The sequence below is a fragment of the Rossellomorea aquimaris genome, from assembly GCF_020172085.1.
Lineage (GTDB): Bacteria > Bacillota > Bacilli > Bacillales > Bacillaceae_B > Rossellomorea > Rossellomorea aquimaris_E.
Genome location: NZ_JAIVAT010000001.1, coordinates 68,794 through 87,033 on the forward strand (window position 1 = coordinate 68,794; position 18,240 = coordinate 87,033).

Sequence of the window (18,240 nt, forward strand, 5' to 3'; positions counted from 1 at the left end):
AAAGGGATGGCGTGATCATCCCTTTTTTCTTTTTTCTAAAGAGTTGCTTACCTGATGGAGCCTATGTTAAGAATAGAAGAATGAGTGAAAAATAAAGAAATACTTACGAATCGAAGGCTGAAACAGATGGAGAGTGAATGAAGTGAGAATAGATAAAATGCTTGCGAACATGGGCTATGGTAGCCGCAAGGAAGTAAAGAAATTATTAAAGGATGGCGGTCTCCAAGTGAATGGGGAAGTCGTCAAGGATGGGAAAGTCCATATAGATACGGAAAAGGATACCGTGATGTTATATGGTGAACAGGTGGAATATCGCGAGTATATTTACCTGCTGATGAATAAGCCGCCGGGAGTCATTTCTGCAACGGAAGACTCACAGGATGAAACGGTGATTGATTTACTTCAGATGGAAGATCAAATCTTCAATCCATTCCCTGTCGGTAGACTGGATAAAGATACAGAAGGCTTCCTTCTTATTACAAATGACGGTCAATTATCCCATCAGCTCCTTTCACCAAAACGGCATGTGCCGAAAACCTATTTCGCCGTGATTGACGGGGAAGTGACGGAAGCGGATGTCACAGCGTTCAAAAATGGAGTCACATTGGACGATGGTTACGAAACGAAACCGGGAGAGTTAACGATCTTAAAATCGGGTCTAACTTCAGACATCGAGCTGACGATCACCGAAGGGAAGTTCCATCAGGTGAAGAGAATGTTCGAAAGTGTCGGTAAGCGCGTGATGTATCTCAAGCGCCTGACGATGGGACCGCTAAAGCTTGACGAAGATCTGGAGCTTGGTGAGTACCGTGAACTGACGGAAGAGGAAGTAACCCTTCTTAAAGAATATAAGCCGGAATAAAAAAACGGGGCGGTACCTTACGATAAAGGTGCCGCCCCGTTTGATTGTTTTTTTAGTCTGCTTTTCTATATGTCCAGCTCCGGCGGCTAGTCCCTCGAGGTCATAAGCCAAGCAACCCATAAAGGCAAAAAACGCCTTTCCGGGTTCCTCGTCTTATGCTTGTCGGGCCTGAGCAAGCCGCCTACGCTTTTCGTTTATGAGGTCATTTTCACTTTTTTCTGTGTAGTTGTCCACTGACCCCGACTTGGACTTTGCACCAAGTCATTATAAGCTAACACGTTGAGATCTCTTTGTATGGTGCGAGGAGTAATGCCAAATTCGTCTACAAGATCTTGAGTTGTTACAGTACCCTTCTGTTTAATGTACATGTATACAGCTTTGATTCTAGTGAGCATACGATTGGTTGAAGGTTTCAAAAAACCACTCCCTCATCATTTTTCCAAAGGCAAAAGACTACATGCGTCGTTTGTGCACCTCACGTGCTCCCATATGTACTATGCGCTTTAGACAACCCCTTTTCTACATTTAGAGTTTACTCATAAGATGTCAGACAATTACATTGTACCCCTAATCCGACAAAATTTCTAGAATATTGTCCAAATTTACAAACTATTTACGTAGTAACTTGATGGTTCTATTCCTAGAATATGAAGAAAATGCTAATATTATGTATTTTTTCTATAATCCTCTCTTTTTAGTCATTCTGCAAGTGAAAAGAAGAGTAGAGTCCCTGTTTGGATTTCCCCGACAAACAGTATAAAATGGGAGGTGAAGTAAATACATATAAAGCAGGTGGAAGTATATGAGTATCAATTGGACGAATGAAGTCGAGAAACGGAAAGATGAATTGCTGCAGGATTTGCAGAAATTCCTTCAGATTAAAAGTGTGCTTGATGAAGGAAATGCGACGGAAGAGGCACCCCTCGGTAAAGGTGTGAAGGAGGCACTCTCTTTCCTGTTGACACTCGGGGAGAAGGACGGATTCACTCCCAAGAACGTTGATCACCTGGCAGGACATTTAGAGTTCGGGGAAGGGACGGACCTCCTCGGTATCCTCTGTCATGTGGATGTGGTTCCTGAAGGGGATGGCTGGAGCGTCGATCCTTATGGCGGTGAGATCAAAGACGGGAAGATCTATGCCCGTGGAGCGATCGATGATAAAGGCCCTACGATGGCTGCCTACTATGCAATGAAAATCGTAAAAGATCTTGATCCGACGTTTAACAAACGGATTCGCATGATCATCGGGACGGATGAAGAAAGCGACTGGAGATGCGTGGAGCACTATTTCAAAAAAGAGGAAATGCCGACGATGGGATTTGCACCTGATGCCGACTTCCCGATCATCCATGCTGAAAAAGGAATCGCGGATTATGATTTGGTCCAGGTGAAGCCTGCAGAGGTGACGGAATCTGGGATCAAAGTCCTTTCTTTCGAGTCTGGCCGCCGTTACAACATGGTTCCTGACTATGCAAAGGCCATATTGGTTGTGGATGAGGATCATACGAAATGGGTGCAGAACTTTGAAATCTTCACCAAAGAAGAAGGGGTCAAAGGAAGCTACTATCTTGAAAACGGCGAGCTTGTATTCCAAGTGGAAGGTGTGTCTTCACACGGAATGGAGCCTGACAATGGGAAGAACGCCGGACTTTATTTAGCTGCTTTCCTTTCGAAACTGCCACTATCCTCTCAAGGTAAAGCGTTCTTTGATTTCACGACAAAGCACTTCTTCAAGGATTCCAGAGGGATTCAGCTTGGCGTCAGTTACACGGACGACATTACGGGGGATCTCACTATAAACGTCGGAAAGCTTCGCTATACAGAAGCCGATGGAGGACGTTTAGGCTTGAATATGCGTTACCCAGTGACATTTGACATGGAAAAAGGAAAGAGCATCATTGAGAACATAGAAGGGTATACCATCGAGAACTTCACTGACAGCAAGCCTCACCATGTGTCTAAGGATGATGAGCTCGTGCAGACCCTGAAAAAGGTTTACGAAGACCAGACAGGTGAAAGAGGGGAATTATTAAGCATCGGCGGAGGGACTTATGCGAGAAGTCTTGAAGCAGGCGTAGCCTTTGGAGCGCTTTTCCCAGGCCGTGAAGATATTGCCCATCAAAAGGATGAATATATGTATATAGAGGATCTCCTTAAAGCGACGGCTATTTACGCCCAGGCCATTTATGAGTTAGCATGTGAATCTTAATAGACACAAGGGGGAGAGCAGAGGATGAAAACAGTATTTGTAAATGGGGAACTGATCGACCGCGATAAAGCGAAGGTCGATATCGAGGATCGAGGCTATCAATTCGGGGATGGTATTTATGAAGTGATCCGGGTATATAACGGAAGTACCTTCACCATGAAAGAGCATATGGAACGACTGTATCAAAGCGCTGAAAAGATGAAGCTCTCCATTCCATATGGAGAAGAGGAATTCACAGCCAAATTGCTGAAGCTGATCGAGCTTAACGATGTCAAAGACGGGATCGTGTATTTACAAGTGACTCGCGGTGTCTCAGCACGTCAGCATCACTTTCCTAGCAAAGACGTAGTGGGAAGTGTCGTTGCTTATACAAAGGACTTCCCGGTTCCCTCTCATCAGATGAATAACGGGGTGACAGCCAAGCTTGTTGAGGATATCAGATGGCTTCGCTGCGATATTAAGAGTTTGAATCTCCTAGGCAATCTTCTGGCAAAACAGGAGGCGGCATCAGAAGGTCATTTCGAAGCGATTCTGCACCGTGGCAATACAGTAACGGAAGGGTCTTCTTCCAATGCCTTTATGGTGAAAGACGGAGTCATTTATACACATCCCGTTACCAACCTCATCCTCAATGGAATCACGAGGAGAGTCATAGAAGATTTATGCCGGAAAAATGATATCGCGTTTCAAGAAGAGACATTTTCCGTTTCAGAGCTGATGGCAGCAGATGAGGTGTTCATTGCCAGTACTACTTCAGAAGTGATGCCTGTAATCGGGATCGATGGACAGGTGATCGGAGAAGGTAAACCGGGTGCTGTCACGAAAAGGCTTCAGGCGCTATTCAGTGACAGAAAAGGAATGGTAGCTCGTTAAACTAGTTGGAGGCATGACATGTTGATTTGTTCACAGCCATTTATGAAGACAGAACGAAGAATAGAAGACAACCAGCAATTCACGGTAGAGACGGAGGAGCATTTGTATTTGTACAATGATCGAATCGTCACTCCTACGAAGAGCTTCATCATCAAAGATGTGATGGACGTGACAAGCAAACCATTGTCCGCTTACTATACATTTTTGTATCTTCACACAATCGAAGGGGTCTGGACGTTCGTCGTAAAATCTTCTCCCGAACAATTCATCTCACATTATCATCAAATCAAATGAACATAAGAAAGAGGCTGCTCCGTCTAAAGGGGCAGCCTCTTATCATTAGAATCTGAACAGGTCGCTTGATAGATAGCGTTCTCCAGTATCGCAGGCGATGCATACGACCACATCACCAGGAGATAGTTTCTTCGCCACTTCTATGGCTGCGTAACATGCGGCACCTGAAGATGGTCCCACCAGGATGCCTTCTTCGCTTGCCATTCTTCGGGCAATATCGTAAGCCTGTTCGTCTTCAATTTTATGGATTTCATCATATACATTCGTATTCAGGATGTCCGGTACAAACCCTGGACTTGTTCCCACCAGCTTATGCTTGCCCGGTTTTCCTCCAGATAGAACCGGTGAACCGGCAGGCTCCACAACATGGACGGCAAGATCAGGATAATGCTCTTTCAATACCTCGCCTGTTCCCGTGATCGTTCCCCCGGTGCCTGCGGTTGCCACAAAAGCAGATAACGGCTTTCCAAGCTCCTTCATCGCTTCAACAATTTCAAGGGCCGTGGTTTTCCGGTGGGCATTTGGGTTTGCATCGTTCTCAAACTGCATAGGCATGAAGCTGTTGGGAATCTGCTCCGTCAGTTCTTTTGCTTTTTCGATGGCACCAGGCATTTTTTCGTCCCCCGGTGTCAATACCACTTCTGCTCCATACGCTTTCAAGAGGTTGATGCGTTCTTGTGTCATCGTATCAGGCATGACGAGGATGGCGCGATAGCCCCTTGCTGCCGCATTCATGGCAAGCCCGATTCCCGTGTTTCCACTTGTGGGTTCGATGATGGTTGAGCCTTCCTTCAGTAAGCCCTCTTTTTCAGCTTCCACAATCATCTGATAGGCCGCTCTGTCCTTTACACTTTTACTCGGATTGTAGAATTCTAATTTCACATATACATCCGCCCCATCAGCAGGGTTCAATCGATTTAATTTTACAAGGGGGGTGTCCCCAATGAGATCTGCGATATTTTGTACCACTTTCATGTTCATCTTCCTTTCAGAAAACATTCTCTTTCTATCGTACTAATTCAGATAAATCTTATCAAATAAATTAGCTTTGTATTTCATTTTTGTTGCAATTCTCTCTATTCATTCTCTCTCATGACACATTTTGCTAAAATGAAGGTAATATTAGTGGACTTTTGAATAAGTGAGTAGTGGTTGATTTCCGCTCCAATCAACTTTCTGGGCATCGACTAATTACTATAGCAAAATTCGACTGTCTTAATGTTTGAAACCTAACATTTTCGCCAATCATGTGACAAACCAATATATTTCTGGAGAAGCCTAGCAGAAAGGACTAACGTAGTATGTTAAAAAACCATTATTTCTTTGCACTTTCCCTGCCCCGGGAAACAAAACGGTATTTGGACAATTGCATGCAGCCTTTAAGGGAAAATGGTTCGTTCAAAAAGTGGGTCCATCCCGAGGATTATCATCTTACCCTTGCTTTTTTAGGGAGTGCAGAGAAGCTTCATCACGTCATCGAAAAAGTGGAGAGTTTGTCCTATTCTTCTTTTTCCCTGACCTTCGAAGGGTTTGGCACTTTTGGGAAGAGTGATTCTCCTAGAATTTTATGGATGGGTGTCAAGCATTCCGACATCCTGCACGGGGTCCGGAACACTGTGTATGGTGCCTGTGAAGAGTCAGGCTTTCAATTGGATAAACGGCCGTTTTCCCCGCACATCACAGTGGGGAGAAAATGGAATGAAGAATTCCCCTTTACAGAAGAGTGGCTGAATGGATTTCAGCCTGTTGACAGCCATACATTAATGGCTGCAGAAATCGTATTATACCGGACGCATATGGACCGGACACCTAAGTACGAAGCGATTCATACCATCCCCTTACAGACAAATTGACCGTCACGAAAGGACCGATTCAATATGGCACAGCTCATTAAGCTTCAAGATTACGTTTCACGATATGAAACGGATTTATATAGATATCCTTCCCAATTTGTCCGATTAAAAAAGCAGCAATGGGAAAAAATGAAACAACATTGGGAAAATGGGGAGATCCCCCCAGTACCACCAGTAAAGGAAGAGAGTGACGAAGAGAAGAATTCCATGAAGGAAAAACTCTTTTCACTGTTTAAGAAGAAAGATGCTGAAGAAGAGGAAGATCCCGTTACTCAGCAGAGTGATGAAGAAATCCAGTTTGAGGTAGATGCAAATCAGGATATTCACTCGGAAGAAGAATTGAAGCTTTCCTTTTTGGATCTTGTATTTGATTTTCAACTGAGGTGGGCAAGCTCTACCATCACGGAAAAATCCTATGTGGACAACAGTTATCATTATGACGAACGTTTACGCTACCTTCTGCAACGCTTCCCGGATAATATTTTCGTCATGTACAACCCTGTCCTGAAAATAAAAAATGCACCTGTTGAATTAGAGACCATCCTAATCACGCCGACTGGCATTTGGTGTTTAACTTTCCTGGAGTTCGAGGAGGGGACGGCCTATATCGGATCGGGAGAGCGTTTCTGGGTGAAAAAATGGGGAGATATGGAATCGAAGGTGTTGAATCCTCTCATCGGCTTGAAGAGGATGGAGCGGATCGTCCATCAAATCATCAAATTTGCCGGAGTTGAACTGCCTATTTATCAAGCTGTCATCAGCAGGAACGGTTACATAGATTACCCGCAGTCCCCAGTAGGGATTCAGTTCTTGGATAAGAGGATCCATCAGGAATGGTTCCAGCAGCAGCGATCCAGTTCTTCCCCGATTAAGAGTGTCCAGCTGAAAGCAGCTCAGGCGATCATGGAGTATTGTCAAACGACTTCCTTCAAGAGGCTTCAGTGGGAAGAAACGGTATCGGATGAAAACCATGGGTAATCGACGGTTTTGATCAAACGGTTATGGGGTATAATCCATCAGAAACCCGTCTTGATTGGCCTAATATAAAAATACAAGCATATCTTAATGATAAAACACTTGATTTGATGAGAGACAAAGAATCATGAAACGGCGGACCAAATGGGTATTTTTTGAATAATATAGGGTAAGTATAATGCTCCCGATACAAGAGCTGAAGTCCGGTTCTTTCCATCGAGTCGGAAAATGTTAAACAGAAGTGGGTGGCAGAAGTGTTAGTCATTAGCAGACAGTATGATGCATTTTTGGATACGTTCAATTCAATCACCATGATTCTCCCATATCATTATCATGAAGGGCATTCGAGTCACTTCACCCTGATCAAGGGGGACGAGAGGATTGCGCTTCATATTGAAGAGAAGATCCCCTTGAATGATGCCATGAAATATGTGACGACTATTCAAAGTGAGAAAATCATTTTAGGAAAATGCTATGAAATAGTTGATGAACATGATACAAGGACAGACCTTCAGATCGGGGCTGTGATACGGACAGAAGAGTTTGATCAACGGTACTATTACGATGGACATGACCTGGGCGTTACATACCAGGATGGGTGCACTGTTTTTAAGGTATGGTCACCGACGGCGACGGAGGTTAGATTAAAGCTTAAGTCCCCTGACGATGAAGAAATTCAGTATCCGTTTGAAAGAATGGAAAACGGTGTTTGGGAATGTCGGGTAAATACCGATGTGGAAGGATATTTTTATAGTATCCTCCCGTGTATCAATCTGATATGGGATGAGCTGATTGATCCATATGCAAAAGCGGTCTCATTGAATAGTGAATGGGGCGTCGTCATCAACCTGGATAATGCGCATGAAAAGAACAAGCCACTCCCCGCATTAACCTCTCCGACGGATGCTGTGATCTATGAATTGAATATCAGGGATTTTTCTGCCCAACAGGAAAGTGGTATGAAGTTCAGGGGCAAGTACTGCGCCTTTACGGAAAAGGGAACGACCACGCCGAATGGATTCTCAAGCGGAATTCAGTACTTGAAGGAACTGGGGGTCACCCATGTTGAGCTGCTTCCTGTCAATGACTTCGATGGTGTGACGGATAACCCCTCAGACACTAGTTATAATTGGGGATACAACCCGTTATTCTTCAATGCACCTGAAGGAAGTTACAGCTTAAAACCTGAAGACCCAAATGAACGGATCAGGGAATTAAAGACCGTGATTCAATGTCTTCACGATGAAAATATCAGAGTCATTCAGGATGTGGTTTACAACCACGTATTCATAAGAGAGGATTCATCTTTTGAGAAGCTTGTGCCCGGCTATTTTTTCCGTCACGATGAAAATGGCTTACCGTCTAACGGGACGGGGGTAGGGAATGACTTTGCCTCTGAACGCCTTATGGCAAGGAAGTTTATCGTAGATTCGATTTTATATTGGATGAATGAATACGGTGTGGACGGCTTTCGATTTGATTTGATGGGAATCCTGGACGTCAAGACTATGACCGCAATCCGTGAAGAAGTGGATAAAGTGTTACCGGGTGCGGTATTGATTGGAGAAGGGTGGGATTTGAATACGCCGCTGCCTCCACATCAAAAAGCCAATCTGCGCAATGCCCATCAGCTTCAAGGGATCGGTCAATTTAATGATTGGTTTAGGGACACCATCAAAGGAAGTACATTTAATCTATATGATAAAGGATTCGCACTGGGTCACGGGCATCTGGAACAGAAGGTGGAGCTCGTCCTTACGGGAAGCGTCGGAATGAGCAGTGGGGAACGGGGACTCTTTAAGGAGCCTGTTCAATCTGTCAACTATGTGGAGTCCCATGATAACCATACTCTGTGGGATAAAATGAAGGCATGTTTAAATGAAGACGAAGAAATCCTAAAAGCTCGGCACTCATTAGCGACCACGATGGTGCTGTTATCTCAAGGGATCCCGTTTCTTCATGCAGGGCAGGAATTTTTTAGAACGAAAAAGGGGATCGAGAACAGCTATAATTCCCCGGTAGAAATCAATCAGTTAGACTGGATCCGAAGAGAAAAATTCGATAACGTGGTCCAATATGTCAAAGCCTTAATCCAGATCAGAAAAAGTCACGGGGCCTTCCGCTTCCAGAAGAGTGAGTTGATCCGGGAGCATGTAAAGGTGTCTCACAGCCAGGCAAACCTGATCGATGTATTGTATCAAAATGTTCATCCATACGGCCCGTGGGATGAAATTCTCATGGTCTTTCATTCGGATACAAAGGCATGTGAGTATACCCTGCCGGAAGGAAATGACTGGATTTGCCTATCGGATGGCAATCGGGCGAGCGTCAGCGGTCTGTATGATTTAAATGAAGCTTCCATCACCCTTGAACCGGTCTCTTCCTATGTGTTTGTAAGATAACAGTTCATTCCAGTGCTTGACGAAAACGCAAGATGACGATAAAATCGTAACAGATGGCTATTGATTTGTATTGCCCAATAGCTGTCTTTTTTATTTTATATGACTCTTAAAATTTAGTGAAATGTAATGATACACATATACAAACATGACAAAGGACCAATAGAAGGTGAATATATTGGAACACTTATTTGACCAAGATTGGGAAATCGTCCCCGCAGGCGGTGCAACCGGAGAAGCGTTCTTTGCTCAGTATCAGGAGCAGAGGTTATTTCTGAAGCGCAATTCTTCCCCTTTTGTAGCTGTATTATCCGCAGAAGGTATTGTACCCAAGCTTGTTTGGACAAAGCGAATGGAAAACGGGGACGTCATCACAGCACAACACTGGTTAAATGGGAGAGAATTAAAGCCCGAAGAGATGAAGGATGAACGGGTGGCGAGGCTGTTGAACAAGATCCACTCCTCGAAACCTCTTTCCACGATGCTGGAACGGTTGGGGAAAGAACCGTTCCAACCGGAGCATATGCTGACGGAAGTGGAGACAGGACTCGAGTTCGATCTTCTTTCATTGCCTGTCATCAGAGAGGCGCTTTTGTTTCTTCAGAAGGAGCTTATGGAAGTTCAACAAGAAGAATATGTAGTCTGTCACGGGGACGTCAACCATAACAACTGGCTGCTGTCTGATTACAACCAGTTGTATTTGATCGACTGGGATGGAGCGATGATCGCAGATCCTGCCTTTGATGTAGGGTTATTGTTATACTGGTATATCCCCGAGGATCAATGGGAAAGCTGGTTGACTCAATACGGAGTCGAGCTGACCGATAACCTGAAGCTACGGATGAAATGGTACGTCGTGGCACAAACAATTTTATCCATCCAGTGGCATAAAGGGAAAGCCCGTTTCCACGAGATGAACCATTGGATTCAATACTTGCACAAGGTAATCTGAATCAAGAGTAGCTGTTCATATCGTTGACCCATTGGGACAGATTATCTTTATTCGTCGTAATATGGTTCGTCAAGTCAGGCGATGAAATCCCGCTTTGACTGTACTGGTAGATTTCCTGTAAAACGGGTTTGACGTTTTCGTGGATATCGACATTGACCATCAACGACTTCACTAAGCGCTCAACCTGCTCACATTCAGAAACCGAACCACAGCAATCCGTCGAATGATTGCTTAATATATCAGATAATAACTGCATTTGATTCTGTGAATTTAAAGGCATGGAGTACACCCTTTCATTTTCAATTAATTTAATGGAACCAAGTACTTTCAAACAGCCCGATCAAGATCAGAACCGAAAAAAGGAATTCACTACTAGTGTGTGAATTCCTTTTTCAATTATGCGCCCTTTTTGAGGGACGGACCTCAAGAGGCGCTGTCGTTTAATTGGCTCTTGCATAGGACCGAGAGTCATGGTATGTTTTTTTCGATAATAAAAAATGAGGTGTCTACATGCGTTTACGTCATAAACCATGGGCTTCTGAGAAAATCAGTGATCATCCACAGTACGTTGTGGCAGAACCCCAGGAGAAAAAAGGTCAATGGAATAAAGAGTTTGGCAACGATCACCCCCTTCATATCGAAGTTGGGACAGGAAAAGGTCAATTCGTCACGGAAATGGCAAGAGCCAACCCGGACGTTAATTATATTGGAATCGAGCTTTATGAAAGTGTCATCGTCACAGCACTTGATCGCCTGATCGAAGCTGAACTTCCGAACGTGAAGCTATTGAACGTTGATGCAAGAAATCTGACAGAGTACTTCGAATCAGGAGAAGTGGACAGAGTATATTTGAACTTCTCTGATCCATGGCCGAAAAACCGCCATGAAAAGCGCCGCCTGACCTACAAGGACTTCTTGTCCATGTATGAAGAGATTTTGATCAAAAACGGGGAAATCCATTTTAAGACAGATAATCAAGGGTTATTCGAGTACTCATTAAAGAGCTTCTCATGGTACGGCTTGCACTTGAACTTCTTAAGCCTAGATCTGCATAACACCGACTTCGAAGGCAATATCATGACCGAATATGAAGAAAAATTCTCAGCCAAAGGGCAGAGAATCTACAGAGTCGAAGCACAATATCAAAGTGAATAATTGATGGACCCGCAGCCCTGATGTATTTGGGGCTGTTTTTATTTATTTGAAATTGCCGATGTGATGTCATGAGAGGAAATGCTTCATTTTTAGTTAACGTCATGTAAAGCCTATTCAGAACAGTTCATTTTCTGGATTTCGGAACGCCCCTTTTTAGGACACATTTATAACTTAAGCTTAGTCAGTTGATTGGAGTGGAAGGTGCTCGACTCCTGCGGGATAGCTGGACAGGTGAGACCCCACAGGGCGAAGCCGGAGTAGGCTCACCGCCAGCCCCGCGGAAAGCGAGCACCTGGAGCGGCAATCAACCACCACTCGCTCCGCCATATCAAAACAGCCTTTATTATGGAGAAGACCTCTGCCTACAAGTTATCCATCTATTCTGATAAAATGAAGAGGTATGAACAAAGGAGGAATCAGGATGGAAACGTTAAACGTTGGAGATCTAACGATACACTGGCTGAATGGGGGTGTGACCCATATGGATGGGGGAGCTATGTTTGGAGTGGTTCCAAAACCCCTTTGGTCCAAAAAATATGCTGTGAACGAACTGAATCAGATTGAATTACGTACCGATCCCCTGTTCTTTCAGTGGGAAGGGAAGAATGTGCTGATTGAGTCAGGCATCGGCAAAGGCAAACTGAATGACAAACAAAAACGCAATTATGGTGTGCATGAAGAATCGGAAATTGAAGCGTCTCTTGCTACTCTGGGCCTTTCGCCAAACGATATTGATGTGATTTTGATGACCCATATGCACTTCGATCATGCATGCGGGTTAACAAAATATGAGGGGGATGAACTGGTTTCGGCCTTTCCGAATGCCACCATCTATACCTCTCAGGTGGAGTGGGATGAAATGAGGAATCCCAATGTGCGCTCCCGTAATACATACTGGAAGGAAAACTGGGAAAGCATTCAATCGCAAGTGACTACGTATGAAGAAGAGATGGAGGTCCTTCCGGGGATCAAGATGGTCCACACTGGCGGTCACAGTAACGGTCATTCCATCATCCTGCTAGAGAACAACGGAGAGAAGTTCATCCATATGGCGGACATCATGCCGACTCATGCACATAAAAATCCCCTTTGGGTACTCGCTTATGATGACTATCCGATGACCTCCATCGGGGCAAAGGAAAAATGGATCACAGAAGCCATCGAAGGGGAGTATTGGTTCCTCTTCTATCATGATGCGGAGTATAGAGGGATCAAGTGGAATAGAGATGGGGAAATCGTGGATAAAGTAGGAAGGGAAAAATAAGAAAAGGATGGTCCCGTAGATCGGGATCATCCTTTTTATTAAGCTAAAGGGTACACATCTACGACTGTTCCGGTATAAGCATCGGCAATGAATTCATACTGCTCGAGCTCTCCGTCTTTTCGTCTTGAGATACCGCCTTTATATACTTTGGTATTCACGGAGTGCTTCTGATAGTCTTCAGGTTTCATCCCGATCCATGATCCATCGATGTTGCCTTCTTTTTTGAACGAAAGTTTGACGTCTTTTAATACTTTTTCCGCAGAAACGAGGCGTGAGTCATCCAGCTTTTCTTTAAGTAAGTATCCACCCGCTGCTCCGATTCCGAGTCCTAATATGAAAGATTTCCAGTTCATCTGTTATTCCCTCCACAGGCAATTTTTGCGTGAAAGCCGTCAGGATCCGTTCATCCGGTCCTGAAAACTTTCCGGCACTGATCGATAATTTATCATCCATAGGTACATTCTATCAAAGAAAACATCAAAAAGAGAACTGCTTTTATTCTCAATTGGTGGTAAGAGGTGCGAAAGTTCTGTAAAATAAGATTATACATAAAGTAGATTCTTTATAAAAGGGGCATTAGACATGAAACAAGATACGTTGGAATTATTTAAGACATTGACGGAATTGCCGGGGGCGCCCGGTAATGAACATGCCGTTCGTGCATTCATGAAAGAACAATTATCCCAATACTCGGATGAGATCGTACAGGATCGATTAGGCGGAGTATTCGGACTGAGAAAAGGCAGCGAACAGGATCCTGTTGTCATGGTTGCGGGGCACATGGACGAGGTAGGCTTCATGGTTACATCGATTACGGATAATGGAATGATCCGATTCCAGACACTTGGAGGCTGGTGGAGCCAGGTGCTGCTCGCTCAGCGGGTTCAGATCATCACGGATAACGGTCCGATAACAGGCGTGATCGGCAGTATCCCTCCTCACTTGCTAGGGGAAGAACAGCGAAGAAAACCGATGGATATGAAGAATATGCTCATCGATATCGGTGCGGATGACCGGGAAAATGCACGTGAGATCGGAATTAAACCGGGTCAGCAGATTGTGCCGATCTGCCCGTTCACTCCGATGGCCAATGAGAAGAAGATCCTTGCCAAAGCATGGGATAACCGTTACGGATGCGGATTGTCCATTGAATTATTAAAAGAGCTTCAGGGAGTGACCCTTCCGAATACCCTTTATTCCGGTGCGACGGTCCAGGAGGAAGTGGGATTAAGAGGTGCCCAGACGGCCGCCAACATGATTAATCCAGATATATTCTTTGCTTTGGATGCAAGTCCTGCAAATGATATGTCAGGTGATAAGAATGAATTTGGTCAGCTTGGAAAAGGGGCTCTCCTTCGCATTCTCGATCGTTCGATGGTGACCCACAGGGGCATAAGGGAATTTGTGTTGGATACAGCGGAAACAAACGATATTCCTTATCAGTACTTCGTATCGCAAGGAGGAACGGATGCCGGAAGAGTTCACATGTCCAATGAGGGGGTTCCGAGTGCAGTAGTGGGGATTTGTTCGAGATACATCCATACTCATGCCTCCATGATACATGTGGATGATTATGCTGCTGCCAAAGAGCTGATCGTCAAACTGGTGAAACAATGTGACCGCTCGACCATCGAAACCATCAAATCGAATAGCTGACACATAAAAAATAGAGAAAGGCTGTCTCATTCCAGTTCTGAGACAGCCTTTTTATAGACAGAAAAGGGGATCTCCCTGTAAGAAATGAGGGTGGATGATGTTGAAAATAGCAATAGGAACAACGAACCCGGCAAAGGTACAAGCCGTTCAAAAGGCCTTTCAGGAACAATACGGTGACGTTCAATTCGATTGTCTCAAAACCGAGTCCTATGTAAGTGAACAGCCAAGGTCCGACCAGGAGACGATTGAAGGTGCATTAAACCGTGCCAAAAATGTTCTAAAGGCCACGGATAGTGATGTGGGTATAGGACTTGAAGGAGGAGTAAGTGAATCCCTCTACGGGATGTTCGTCTGTAACTGGGGAGCACTTGTAGATCGGAATGGGACCGAAATCATCGGAGGCGGCGCCAGAATTTCCCTGCCGAAAGAAATCAGCTTGGAGCTTAAGGCAGGAAAAGAACTTGGTCCACTGATGGATGAGTATACCCAAAGAACGGGAATCAGAAAGAAAGAAGGGGCCATCGGTGTGTTTACCAATGGTCTCTTGACGAGAGAGAAAATGTTTCATCACGTGGTCGATCTTCTGATAGGCCAGTGGCAATATAAACAAAATAATCATAGGAACAGTCGTCCCTAAGGGTACTTGGCCCATACCAAATCAACCGCTCCTTCATAGGATGAAGTATATCAGACTTTATATTATCTGATAAATTCTTTCGAAGGAGGTTAGAATTTATGGGATGCAATTATTGTAACGACCGAGTTGGCGGCCGTCGTGATGATCGCCGTGACGATCGTCGTGATCACCGATACTGTTGCGATTGGGATAAATTCCTGTTTGGTGACAGAAGAAGAGACAATGTCAGAGGGGCTGAAGACCGAAACAGAGGTTGCAGAGGCAGAAGAGATAACGTAATGGGTGCAGAAGACAACCGTAGACGATGCGGCTGCAATAGAAGAGATAATGTCGCTGGAGCGGAAGATAACCGCAGAAGAAGACATCGAAACTGCTTCTGTCATTTATTCTGGTAATTTGAGTAGAACTCCGTTTAAGCGGGGTTCTTTTTTTTGGCTGTTTTTGCATAAATTGTTGTTACTAATAACAGTTTGTGATTTGCCACCGCTCTATAGGAAATTGTAAGGTGATAGGAGTTGTTTTGCTTGCTGACAGCAATAGACTTATTTTTCTCAACAACTTCACTCTCAGTTACAATCGAGTACTTCAGACTATAGAAATTGATTATTAAATGTCAGTGAATTTTTTTGCTGGTATTAAAAAATTATACTTAGACAGTTGATTTCCACTCCAGGTGCTCAACTTTCACGCGTTTCCCGCGGAAAGCGAGCACCTGGAGTGGAAATCAACCATTACTTGCTACATGAAGAATAATGTATACGGATAACCAATTATATTAAATAAAAAATCCCTCTGAAAAATTCAGAGGGATCGAACAATGATTATTTTACACCTTTCATCGCTCTTTGGATCATAGGTGAAATCAAGAATAGAATAACGGCTAATGCAATCGCCATTCCACCGATAGAACCAAAGTAAATTGTTTCATTTTCTGGCGTATAGAAGCGGACAAGCTGCGCGTTAAGAGCTTGTGCACCGGCAGATGCCAAGAACCAAAGACTCATGGTTTGAGCAGAGAATGCTTCTGGTGCAAGCTTCGTTGTTGCTGAAAGACCTACTGGTGATAAGCAAAGCTCACCAAGAACGACGATAAAGTAGCTTAGCACGAGCCATAAAGGATTTACCAGTGAACCTTCGCCACCAAGCTGAGCTGGTAACAAGATCACTAGGAAAGATAAACCGGCAAACAATAGACCGAATGAGAATTTCTTCGGAACGGATGGCTGACGATCACCCAGTTTAACCCACATCCATGCAAACACTGGAGCTAAAATAATGATGAATAGCGGATTCAGTGATTGGAACCAAGCAGGAGAGATGGACATCCCCATGAAGTCAAGCTGTGTACGCTTGTCTGCATATGCTGCAAGGATAGTTGAACCTTGTTCTTGAATAGACCAGAACATGACGGCTGAAATAAATAATGGAATATAAGCAATGACTCTTGAACGTTCAGTTGCCGTTGTTTTTGGACTAAAGTACATCACAATAAAGTAGATGGTTGGAACGACGATACCGAAGATTCCGACGATATTGATGAATACGTCTAATGTAAAGATACCTGCTGGAATTGTAGTTCCTAAGATAATGGCTAAAGCTACTACGACTGCACCTACGATTAATCCATATTTCTTCTTCTCACGTGCTGAAAGCGGGTTTGGTACATACGTACCCGCAAGACCCAGGTTGTTCTTCTTCGTTAGCATGAATACAACAAGACCTAAGAACATTCCGATTGCAGCTGCCGCGAATCCCCAGTGGAAACCTTTCGATTCCATAAGACTACCGACGATCAGTGGTGCAATAAAAGCACCTAAGTTGATACCCATATAGAAGATACTGAATGCAGCATCACGGCGGGTATCATTTTCACTGTACATTTCACCTACAACTGTAGAAACATTCGGTTTTAATAAACCTGTTCCGACAACAATCAATACCATTGAAACAAAGAACAGAGATAAGCTCCCTGGAAATGATAAAGCAATGTGACCAAACATGATGAATATTCCACCGTAGAAAACGGCTTTCGAAGTACCGAATACTCTATCAGCTAACCAACCCCCGATAACCCCGGACATATACACAAGTGAACCATAAATGGACATGATCGCTAAAGCTGTATTTTGCTCTAGACCCAGTCCACCTTTAGAAACCTCATAATACATGTAGAATACGAGGATGGCACGCATTCCATAGTAAGAAAAGCGCTCCCAAAACTCTGTGAAGAATAAAGTGAATAATCCCTTCGGATGTCCAAAGAATCCTTTTTGAGGGACACTATCCACAATTTTCTGTTTATTCATTGATGACATGTTACTACCTCCCTTATTCTTTTACTATAATATTTTAATATTTTCTTAAAGTCAAAAAAAGTTTGCAAATGGTTAATAATAACATAAAATGACTATACATTGCCAATATTATGTTATTTTTAAATAATGAAAATTCTTAGGTCTTTGGAGGTTGTACATTTACCCGTAAAAAAACCCCCTCAGCATTGATGCTGCAGGGGGTTTAGAGAATATGGTCATTCTGTTTCGAAAACGTAAGAAAGGGTCCTTAGTGCCTGGTCAATCGACGAAACCGTTACATTCGCCTTATTTGAAAGCTCTTTCAAAGGATGATGAAGTTTTTCGGGACGAATGAGGACCAGGGGCTTTTGTAATGCAAGAGCTGCGCTGGCATCCATTGCCGTATTCCATTGCTTGTATTCTTCTCCGAATAAAGCGACTACCACATCCGATTTTTTCATCAGCAGTTCTGTCCGGAAATTATTAATCTGTGAAGCAGCTTCATCACGGAATATCTTATTAGGCTGTTCACCAAGAATTTCTTCCCCAATTGAATCGGAACGGTCATGATTTTCCATTGGACCGACAAAATTTAGAGGAAGTCTCAGTGCCTTCGCTTTTTCTTTTAATTCGTTTCTCCATGTGCTATGTATCTCTCCAGCTAAGTACACGGTAAATTCCATCCTGATCACCTTCCTGTTTTTAGTCATCTTATCATAAATACCCACTCGAAGATAATGTAACCACCTTTCCCATGAAAAAGGCATAATTTCTTATTGGAAGGGTTGTCAACTGGGACTTTGTGAGGGTATCATAA

Annotated in this window: 19 protein-coding genes; 13 read left to right on the plus strand and 6 right to left on the minus strand. The window is 43.8% G+C overall.

The features are described 5' to 3' along the window. Nucleotides 1-142 precede the first annotated feature (142 nt). On the plus strand, nt 143-862 hold the full coding sequence (locus tag LCL96_RS00435) for a pseudouridine synthase (RefSeq protein ID WP_224939527.1): 720 nt from the start codon (nt 143-145) through the stop codon (nt 860-862). A gap of 194 nt (nt 863-1,056) precedes the next feature. Here LCL96_RS00435 and LCL96_RS00440 read toward each other — a convergent pair whose 3' ends face one another. Next, nucleotides 1,057-1,278: a DeoR family transcriptional regulator gene (locus LCL96_RS00440; protein WP_206851743.1), complete on the minus strand. Its 222-nt coding sequence runs from the start codon at nt 1,276-1,278 to the stop codon at nt 1,057-1,059. A 386-nt stretch (nt 1,279-1,664) separates the two neighbouring features. Here LCL96_RS00440 and pepV point away from each other — a divergent pair, with 386 nt between their 5' ends. Genes pepV through LCL96_RS00455 form a run of 3 tightly spaced genes read left to right on the plus strand, consistent with a single transcriptional unit; the run spans nt 1,665 to nt 4,238 of the window. Continuing rightward, on the plus strand, nt 1,665-3,071 hold the full coding sequence (pepV, locus tag LCL96_RS00445) for a dipeptidase PepV (protein WP_224939528.1): 1,407 nt from the start codon (nt 1,665-1,667) through the stop codon (nt 3,069-3,071). Between the two features lie 24 nt (nt 3,072-3,095). Further along, the gene (gene dat / locus LCL96_RS00450) at nt 3,096-3,944 is read left to right on the plus strand and encodes a D-amino-acid transaminase (protein WP_224939529.1); all 849 of its coding nucleotides are present in this window, start codon (nt 3,096-3,098) and stop codon (nt 3,942-3,944) included. Nucleotides 3,945-3,962: 18 nt separating this feature from the next. Continuing rightward, nucleotides 3,963-4,238: a hypothetical protein gene (locus LCL96_RS00455; protein ID WP_224939530.1), complete on the plus strand. Its 276-nt coding sequence runs from the start codon at nt 3,963-3,965 to the stop codon at nt 4,236-4,238. A 45-nt stretch (nt 4,239-4,283) separates the two neighbouring features. On the opposite strand, the gene cysK is transcribed toward LCL96_RS00455, so the two are convergent. After that, nucleotides 4,284-5,213: a cysteine synthase A gene (cysK, locus tag LCL96_RS00460; RefSeq protein ID WP_224939531.1), complete on the minus strand. Its 930-nt coding sequence runs from the start codon at nt 5,211-5,213 to the stop codon at nt 4,284-4,286. A gap of 326 nt (nt 5,214-5,539) precedes the next feature. Here cysK and thpR point away from each other — a divergent pair, with 326 nt between their 5' ends. From thpR to LCL96_RS00480, 4 genes are all read left to right on the plus strand, one after another. Next, the gene (gene thpR, locus LCL96_RS00465) at nt 5,540-6,091 is read left to right on the plus strand and encodes an RNA 2',3'-cyclic phosphodiesterase (RefSeq protein ID WP_224939532.1); all 552 of its coding nucleotides are present in this window, start codon (nt 5,540-5,542) and stop codon (nt 6,089-6,091) included. Between the two features lie 24 nt (nt 6,092-6,115). Further along, nucleotides 6,116-7,069 (plus strand): nuclease-related domain-containing protein, encoded by a 954-nt coding sequence (locus LCL96_RS00470; protein ID WP_224939533.1) that lies wholly within the window; start codon nt 6,116-6,118, stop codon nt 7,067-7,069. A gap of 251 nt (nt 7,070-7,320) precedes the next feature. Next, nucleotides 7,321-9,468, plus strand: coding sequence for a type I pullulanase (pulA, locus tag LCL96_RS00475; RefSeq protein WP_224939534.1), 2,148 nt, complete (start codon nt 7,321-7,323; stop codon nt 9,466-9,468). A 175-nt stretch (nt 9,469-9,643) separates the two neighbouring features. After that, nucleotides 9,644-10,417: a phosphotransferase family protein gene (locus LCL96_RS00480; RefSeq protein WP_224939535.1), complete on the plus strand. Its 774-nt coding sequence runs from the start codon at nt 9,644-9,646 to the stop codon at nt 10,415-10,417. Nucleotide 10,418: 1 nt separating this feature from the next. Here the strand turns inward: LCL96_RS00480 and LCL96_RS00485 are convergent, their stop codons facing one another. After that, entirely contained in the window at nt 10,419-10,697 is a 279-nt protein-coding gene (locus LCL96_RS00485) for a YtzH-like family protein (protein WP_224939536.1), read from the minus strand. A 230-nt stretch (nt 10,698-10,927) separates the two neighbouring features. On the opposite strand from LCL96_RS00485, the gene trmB reads away from it, so the two are divergent. Beyond that, nucleotides 10,928-11,572, plus strand: coding sequence for a tRNA (guanosine(46)-N7)-methyltransferase TrmB (trmB, locus tag LCL96_RS00490; protein WP_224939537.1), 645 nt, complete (start codon nt 10,928-10,930; stop codon nt 11,570-11,572). Between the two features lie 421 nt (nt 11,573-11,993). Then, a complete protein-coding gene (locus LCL96_RS00495) occupies nt 11,994-12,836 on the plus strand; it encodes a YtnP family quorum-quenching lactonase (RefSeq protein WP_224939538.1) in 843 nt (280 codons plus the stop codon). A 38-nt stretch (nt 12,837-12,874) separates the two neighbouring features. On the opposite strand, the gene LCL96_RS00500 is transcribed toward LCL96_RS00495, so the two are convergent. Then, nucleotides 12,875-13,189 carry a PepSY domain-containing protein gene (locus LCL96_RS00500; RefSeq protein ID WP_224939539.1) on the minus strand — a complete coding sequence of 105 codons (315 nt, stop codon included), beginning with the start codon at nt 13,187-13,189 and terminating at the stop codon, nt 12,875-12,877. A 229-nt stretch (nt 13,190-13,418) separates the two neighbouring features. Here LCL96_RS00500 and LCL96_RS00505 point away from each other — a divergent pair, with 229 nt between their 5' ends. The 3 genes from LCL96_RS00505 to LCL96_RS00515 all read left to right on the plus strand — a co-directional run bounded on the left by LCL96_RS00505 (nt 13,419) and on the right by LCL96_RS00515 (nt 15,524). Beyond that, nucleotides 13,419-14,492 (plus strand): M42 family metallopeptidase, encoded by a 1,074-nt coding sequence (locus LCL96_RS00505; RefSeq protein WP_224939540.1) that lies wholly within the window; start codon nt 13,419-13,421, stop codon nt 14,490-14,492. A 94-nt stretch (nt 14,493-14,586) separates the two neighbouring features. Further along, the gene (locus LCL96_RS00510; RefSeq protein WP_318246392.1) at nt 14,587-15,129 is read left to right on the plus strand and encodes a DUF84 family protein; all 543 of its coding nucleotides are present in this window, start codon (nt 14,587-14,589) and stop codon (nt 15,127-15,129) included. A 98-nt stretch (nt 15,130-15,227) separates the two neighbouring features. Then, the gene (locus LCL96_RS00515; protein ID WP_224939541.1) at nt 15,228-15,524 is read left to right on the plus strand and encodes a hypothetical protein; all 297 of its coding nucleotides are present in this window, start codon (nt 15,228-15,230) and stop codon (nt 15,522-15,524) included. 426 nt (nt 15,525-15,950) lie between these two features. On the opposite strand, the gene LCL96_RS00520 is transcribed toward LCL96_RS00515, so the two are convergent. Together LCL96_RS00520 and LCL96_RS00525 are read right to left on the minus strand one after the other, a co-directional pair. Further along, nucleotides 15,951-17,444 (minus strand): peptide MFS transporter, encoded by a 1,494-nt coding sequence (locus tag LCL96_RS00520; RefSeq protein WP_224939542.1) that lies wholly within the window; start codon nt 17,442-17,444, stop codon nt 15,951-15,953. A gap of 215 nt (nt 17,445-17,659) precedes the next feature. Continuing rightward, nucleotides 17,660-18,106 (minus strand): YtoQ family protein, encoded by a 447-nt coding sequence (locus LCL96_RS00525; protein ID WP_224939543.1) that lies wholly within the window; start codon nt 18,104-18,106, stop codon nt 17,660-17,662. Nucleotides 18,107-18,240 lie beyond the last annotated feature (134 nt).